This is a genomic window from Nonomuraea sp. NPDC050451 (assembly GCF_044458585.1).
Genome location: NZ_JBITHZ010000093.1, coordinates 1 through 5,686, shown reverse-complemented (window position 1 = coordinate 5,686; position 5,686 = coordinate 1). Strand labels below are relative to the sequence as shown.

The 5,686-nt window shown below is 68.9% G+C and carries 10 protein-coding genes; 4 read left to right on the top strand and 6 right to left on the bottom strand.

Translation table 11 applies throughout. The features are described from left to right. Nucleotides 1-192: 192 nt before the first annotated feature. Entirely contained in the window at nucleotides 193-684 is a 492-nt protein-coding gene (locus tag ACIBI9_RS67600; RefSeq protein ID WP_397239592.1) for an RICIN domain-containing protein, read from the top strand. A 239-nt stretch (nucleotides 685-923) separates the two neighbouring features. On the opposite strand, the gene ACIBI9_RS67595 is transcribed toward ACIBI9_RS67600, so the two are convergent. From ACIBI9_RS67595 to ACIBI9_RS67580, 4 genes are read right to left on the bottom strand one after another with little or no spacing between them, the layout of a single operon-like run. Then, on the bottom strand, nucleotides 924-1,058 hold the full coding sequence (locus tag ACIBI9_RS67595; RefSeq protein ID WP_397239590.1) for a hypothetical protein: 135 nt from the start codon (nucleotides 1,056-1,058) through the stop codon (nucleotides 924-926). Nucleotides 1,059-1,064: 6 nt separating this feature from the next. Beyond that, a complete protein-coding gene (locus ACIBI9_RS67590; protein ID WP_397239588.1) occupies nucleotides 1,065-2,384 on the bottom strand; it encodes a hypothetical protein in 1,320 nt (439 codons plus the stop codon). Further along, complete coding sequence (locus tag ACIBI9_RS67585) at nucleotides 2,336-2,536, bottom strand: hypothetical protein (protein WP_397239586.1); 201 nt, start codon at nucleotides 2,534-2,536, stop codon at nucleotides 2,336-2,338. Before ACIBI9_RS67585 ends, ACIBI9_RS67590 begins: the two co-directional genes overlap by 49 nt. Beyond that, nucleotides 2,533-2,928: a hypothetical protein gene (locus ACIBI9_RS67580; RefSeq protein WP_397239584.1), complete on the bottom strand. Its 396-nt coding sequence runs from the start codon at nucleotides 2,926-2,928 to the stop codon at nucleotides 2,533-2,535. Before ACIBI9_RS67580 ends, ACIBI9_RS67585 begins: the two co-directional genes overlap by 4 nt. Before the next feature lie 383 nt (nucleotides 2,929-3,311). Here ACIBI9_RS67580 and ACIBI9_RS67575 point away from each other — a divergent pair, with 383 nt between their 5' ends. Both ACIBI9_RS67575 and ACIBI9_RS67570 read left to right on the top strand, forming a co-directional pair. Beyond that, nucleotides 3,312-3,845 carry a hypothetical protein gene (locus ACIBI9_RS67575; protein WP_397239582.1) on the top strand — a complete coding sequence of 178 codons (534 nt, stop codon included), beginning with the start codon at nucleotides 3,312-3,314 and terminating at the stop codon, nucleotides 3,843-3,845. Nucleotides 3,846-3,879: 34 nt separating this feature from the next. Next, nucleotides 3,880-4,149, top strand: coding sequence for a hypothetical protein (locus ACIBI9_RS67570; RefSeq protein WP_397239580.1), 270 nt, complete (start codon nucleotides 3,880-3,882; stop codon nucleotides 4,147-4,149). A gap of 108 nt (nucleotides 4,150-4,257) precedes the next feature. Here the strand turns inward: ACIBI9_RS67570 and ACIBI9_RS67565 are convergent, their stop codons facing one another. Together ACIBI9_RS67565 and ACIBI9_RS67560 are read right to left on the bottom strand one after the other, a co-directional pair. Further along, entirely contained in the window at nucleotides 4,258-5,040 is a 783-nt protein-coding gene (locus ACIBI9_RS67565; protein ID WP_397239578.1) for a sulfite exporter TauE/SafE family protein, read from the bottom strand. Nucleotides 5,041-5,140: 100 nt separating this feature from the next. After that, nucleotides 5,141-5,515 carry a hypothetical protein gene (locus ACIBI9_RS67560; RefSeq protein WP_397239594.1) on the bottom strand — a complete coding sequence of 125 codons (375 nt, stop codon included), beginning with the start codon at nucleotides 5,513-5,515 and terminating at the stop codon, nucleotides 5,141-5,143. Here ACIBI9_RS67560 and ACIBI9_RS67555 point away from each other — a divergent pair. Then, nucleotides 5,441-5,668 (top strand): SixA phosphatase family protein, encoded by a 228-nt coding sequence (locus ACIBI9_RS67555; protein ID WP_397239576.1) that lies wholly within the window; start codon nucleotides 5,441-5,443, stop codon nucleotides 5,666-5,668. The genes ACIBI9_RS67560 and ACIBI9_RS67555 overlap by 75 nt on opposite strands. Nucleotides 5,669-5,686: the final 18 nt, after the last annotated feature.

Genomic DNA, 5,686 nt, shown 5'->3' with positions numbered 1-5,686 from the left:
TTGCCTGCCTGATCAGGGGTGCCGAACAATTTCCACCGCCATGATCCTGGTGCCATCGGCCCCGGCGGGCAACCGGTCCCGGGACCGCTTGCTCCTGGGAACCGCGCGGCCGGTCACACGGACGTGTGACCAGCCCCGGCCTGCTCGCGGGTCGGTGCTGTTGATCCCATCCCCACCCGAAGAAGGACATCCATGCGTACGAGCTCCAAGATCGCCGCCGTGGTCGTGACCGCTGTGACCCTGCTGTCCCTGCCGCCCACCGGGTCCGCACAAGCCGCCGTGGCGTCCGCCGGGTCCGGCCAGGCCTACGTCAACGGCGCCACCGGCATGTGCCTGGCCGTGGGCCGGGGAGAGGTGAAGGCCGGCAAGCCGGTGATCCAGTGGCCCTGTATCGGGAGCAAGTCGCAGCGCTGGATCCACCGCGCCGACCGGCGGCTCGTGAACGCCAAGACCGGGCTGTGCCTGGCCATCGGGCGCGGTGAGAAGAAGCCGGGCAAGAACGCGATCCAGTGGCCGTGCACGGACGGCGGCCTGGCGCAGGAGTGGATCTACGACGGGCAGCGGCTACGCAACAAGGCCACCGGCATGTGCCTCGCCATCGGGAACGGTGAAAAGCGCAAGGGCAAGAACGCGATCCAGTGGCCCTGCAAGACCACCGCTGCGCAGGCCTGGCTCCGGCGTTGACCGTTCACTCCGTACGCCCTGCTCAGGGCCGCTCGACCAAGCAATGGAGAGACAAGCAGATGACCGATGGCGCACTTGGGGGACTCGGAACAGGTAGTCGCACAGCCTCCCAGGCTGTGGCGGATCACCTGGCGGAATGGTCGCTGCAGACCGGGATCATGGTGGAGATATGGGCCCAGCCGAAGCAGCTGCTTCCGGCCCAGATCGCCGAAATCGTTCTTGGCATGCTCCGTGAGGTCCTACAGAAGGTGCGCCCCCAGCGTGACGCTCTCCCGGCCTGTCGACGGGCAGCCGTTCACGTTCGGCGACACCGTCCCGTACGAGGTCGAGGTCACCGATCCGGAGGACTCCTCGATCGACTGCGACAAGGTCAAGGTGACCTACCTGCTCGGGCACGACAGCCACGAGCACCAGATCAGCTCCAAGACCGGCTGCTCGGGCACCATGACGATCCCGGCCGCCGGCGCGCCACGAGGGGCTGGGGGACGGCCTTGAGCGTGGCGCCCCCGGTGAGCCCGCGTGCTTCGGCGAAGGCGCTGATCCCGGCGAGGAACGCGTCGTGGTCGCCCTCGTAGGGGCGGCTGTGGTCGGGCTGGGGGACCTTCGCGGCCAGGTCCCGCACCTGGGCGGTCATGGCGTGTACCGTGTGGGCGAGCGAACCCTCCTGCTCGGGGTCCAGTTCCTGCTGCATCAGGTCGGAGTCCGGTGCGTCGCCGGGAGGGATGAACAGCCCGTCGGCCAGGCCGTTCTTCAGCCACAGGGCGTTCAGCCGCCACTGCAGGGGTGTACAGCTCGCCCAACTGCTCGTCGAGCCGGTGCTGATCGTCGTTGAGGGTGGCCAGCCAAGGCGGCGGGGTGAACGGGGCGGGCGTCGATGCCGGATCGGCTGTTTCCTCGCCGGTTGTGGTGCCGGCAGTCGTGGGGTCGGCAGTGGTGCTGTCGGCGGGGGGCGGCGTCACGGTCCAGTGGTGGCCTCCGGCCGAGGCGCCGAACGAGGCGTCGTGGGTGTGGCGGCCTACCCGCGCGTCGCCGCCTTTTTCGTCGGCGAGGTCGAGGACGTTGTGCAGGAAGGTGCGCAGCAGTTGCAGGTCGGCGGCGGAGGGGGAGGCGCTGGCGGCGTGCAAGGAGCGGCCGGCCAGAGCGGTGAAGGCGTCTTCAGTGGTGTTGGCGATGGCGAGGTTGAGTGCACCGCTGTCCTTGATGGTTTCCAAACGGTCGGGGACGGGTGGTGCCGCTTGGGGGTCCGGGTCCCAGGGGATGGTCAGGGCCGTGCCGCAGTACAGGCTGCGGGTGGCGGGGGTGACCGCGCTGTCCTGCCCGGGCGTGCCGGCCAGGCGGGGGTCTTGCCAGTCGTCGTGGAAGGAGAAGACGTTGCTGTTGTGCGGGGTGTAGGAGGTGAAGTACGGGTCGCCGCTGTCCATGGCGGTCAGGTACAGGGGGTCGCCCGCGGCTCGTTCCGTCCAGGGCGTGGCGTCGGTGAGCGGGAAGGCGAGCCCGATGCGGATCCGGGGGTCGTCGGGCGTCATGGTGTTGCGGTAGGGGTCGGGGCTGGCCTGCCAGGCGCGCAGGGTGTCGGGGGAGACCAGGTACGGGCTGGACCTGTCGGAGGGGTGGCCGCCGTCGGTGCCGCTGTTGGGGCAGTCGCTTTCGATCACCCATGCCTTGGCGCGGCGGGTGGTGGTGCCGCTGAACCGGACCACCAGTCGCCCTCGTCCGGCTCCGGGCTCTTGTAGTCGTCCAGCGCCTGGTAGTTGTGCTGCCAGGTGCGGAAACCGTCCCGCTTCCACAGCGCGGGGTTGACCACGAGGGCGTCCAGGCCGACGGGCACGACGAGTGTGGGCAGGGTGGTCAAGCGTGGACTCCGTTCGGGCCGGTGAAACGGATGGCTTCTGGCACCTTGACCATCTGCATGGCCAGGTCGGCGGGCCCGACCGCGCCGACGGCGGCGCCGTGGGCGGCGTCCAGAGCGGTCTGGAGTGCGGGCCTGAGCGAGTCGATGTTCAGGACTCGGCAGTTGCCGGTGCCGGTTCTCAGGTGGTCCAGGACGCCGAAGGGGACGCCGGAGCGGAACTGCTCGCCGAGCTTCAGATCTGTGGGGAAGTTCGGCGCCAGCATGTTCCGCAGCGGGATCATGCCCTGGTCCTCGACGCCGAACCGGAAGCCCTCTTGGGGCTCGCGCAGTTCAACCGTCGCGGGCAGGCCGTCGAACAGGCACAGCAGCACGCTGGGCGCCACGTGGTCCATGCGCAGCACCGGAAGCGGCGCACCGCTCCGGTTGCTGGCGCGGCCTCTTCCTTACGGCGCCTTTCCTGGGATTGCGCTCCAGCGCTCGACACAGGCCGACGCCGAACTCGCGGGCGGCGGCGGGGACGGACTGGCCTTCGGCCTCGGCGAGCCCGGGCGGCGGCCAGCACGTCGCAATGGGTGGCGGGCGGATGACGTGTCCGTGCTGCTGGACCGACCAGCCCGGCCCGGCCGCCGTGTGACGGCGGAGAGCCCCACGGCTTGGGACTTGTGTGCCCGGGATTACCGGCGCAGTGCGTATTTGTGCGCCGACCGACCGGCCCCGCGGCGTGTGTACTTCCCGAGGCCCGCAATCCGGCGGGTCGCTTCATCAAGAGGGATATATGTTCGAATCACGAAGACTGAGACGTGCCGCTGCGTTCGCCGCCGCCATGTGCGTGGCCGGAATCGGTGTCGCGCTTGCCGCGCCGGCGCAGGCCGCCACCGTGTACAAGGAGCTCGAATACCGCGGCAACGCCTCCAAACTGGTCCTGACCGCGGCAGGGAACTTCGACGGCTCCTTCGTCCAACTGAAGGCCGACACCAACAGCGCCCTCGGCCAGTGGGAGCAGACGGCGACCTTTTCCTCGGGCGGCGGGCAGTCCGCCTTCATCTACAAGCTGCGGGCCAGCGTGGAGACGGGCTCTGAGCTGTGCCTGACCGCCACGAGCACCGTGGACGTGGTCGTGGCCGCGTGCAACAACACCGACAGCCAGAAGTGGTTCCACCCCACTGCGGTGTCAGGTCCTGGCGGCAGCCTGCCGACCAAGAACGTCGCCAACCTCCGGCACCTGGGGCAGCCCCAGTCGTCCTCGGCAACATCGCTGTCGCTGTTCGGGCCGATCGGCGTGCATTTCTGGGCCAAGCGCACTGCCTGAGCCATCGAGGTGACCAGGCGCAGGGCCCGGCATCGTGAAAGCCCCCGACCTGGCCCAGGTCGGGGGCTTGATCGATGTGGTACGCGCGGGGTTCTTATTGGCAGGGGGTGTACCCGCCACGGCCGCGCCACCAGGCGCAGGCGGAGCCGAGCGTGTCTTTTCGGGCGTTGAAGGTGGCCGCGGCGACGGGGAGGCTGTCGACGCCGGGCAGGCGCTCATCAAGGCAGCGGCCGTGTTGCAGGAGGCGGCCAAGGAGGCGCACAGCCTCCGCGCGATGGGCGAGCTGATGACCATGACCGACTGACGCAGCGCCTCAGGTGTGACCTGCAACGCAGCTTGACCGGGAATCTGCAACATTATTTGGCCGTGTACGTCACGAACAGCGACGGTGATCGAGCTGATGCCGACGGCGTCAGCTGTGGCGAGCCATCTTGAAGGCGGAGATCAGCAAGACGATGGCCAAGGTGGGGATGAGCACCAGGTCCGGGATGACGCCGAGCATCAGGCCGCCGAGCAGTGCGCCCGTAAGGGAGCCGGCGACCATGACGGCGACGAAGCGCAGGTTGGTTCCCAGGACGGCGAAGCTGCCATCGCGGCTGTAGCGGGCGAAGGCGACCAGCATGGTGGGCAGCGAGACGACCAGGGACAGACTGCCGGCGGTCTTGATGTCGACGGAGTAGAGCAGCACGATCGTAGGGATCAGCAACTCGCCGCCGGCCACTCCCATGATGGCGGCCACCACCCCGATGCCGAACCCGGCCGCGACCCCGGCGATGGCCTGCACCGGGCCGGGCAGGGCCAGGGTGCCCACGGCGGTGGTCTGGGTGAGGACGAGGGCGGCGGCCATGAGCACCATGAGGGCCGCGAGCACCTTGTAGAGGGTGGCGGTGCGCATCCGGATCGCCCAGGAGGCGCCTGCCCAGGCGCCGAGCAGGCTTCCGGCCAGGAGGTTGGCCGCGATCGTCCAGTGCTCGCCGAGCTCGGCGAGAGGAACAGCGGCCAGCCGGGCGGGCAGCGCGGTGAGCACCACGATCAGGCTCATCGCCTTGTTCACGATGACCGCGGACAGAGCGGCGAGCCCGAACAGGCTGATCAGCAGCGGCAACCGGAACTCGGCGCCGCCCAGGCCGATCATGCCGCCCAGCACGCCGACCGCCGCGCCAGCGACGAAGGCTAACGGGAGCGAGCGTGTCACACGTGCGGGGACAGCAGCCTCTTCCTGGGTCACGCCGGTCAGCTTAGGTCGGGGCGCCTGAGGCAGCGTGACCAAGCACCTTGCTCAGGGCCCGCTTGCCTCACGTGCCTAACGCCTTCTCTGCACCCAGAAAGGGAACCTCACGCCGTCGTTGAGCTTCATCACCCGTTTGACTTGTTCCAATCGCGGCGATGGCCTCGGTAGTGACGGCGTCGGGGATGTTCAGGCCCAGGTGAGCGAAGGCTGTGGTCAAGACAGTGGCGAGTTCGTCGGCGGCCAGGGTGCGGTAGTGGTGGACGAAGCCGATGCGGCTATAGAGCTGGGGGTAGCGGGCCAGGCGCTTTTCTATGCCAGGCATGCCGATGAGGATCAGCCCGAGGCTGACTGAGGGTGGGAATCGATGACGACGGACACGCCCCGCCGGATCGTCCTGGTGCGCCATGCCAAAGCCGAGTGGAACGACGGAGACGATCACGAACGGCCACTGGCCGACCGCGGCCGCAAAGACGCGCCCGCCGCCGGCCGATGGCTGGCCGGATCAGGCGTCACGCCCGGGCTTCCCCTCGTAACGTGGAGACCGAACCAAGAGAGGTTTGGTCTTGGCAGGAACCACGAGGCGTCGCTTTGATCCGGAGTTCCGGGCTGG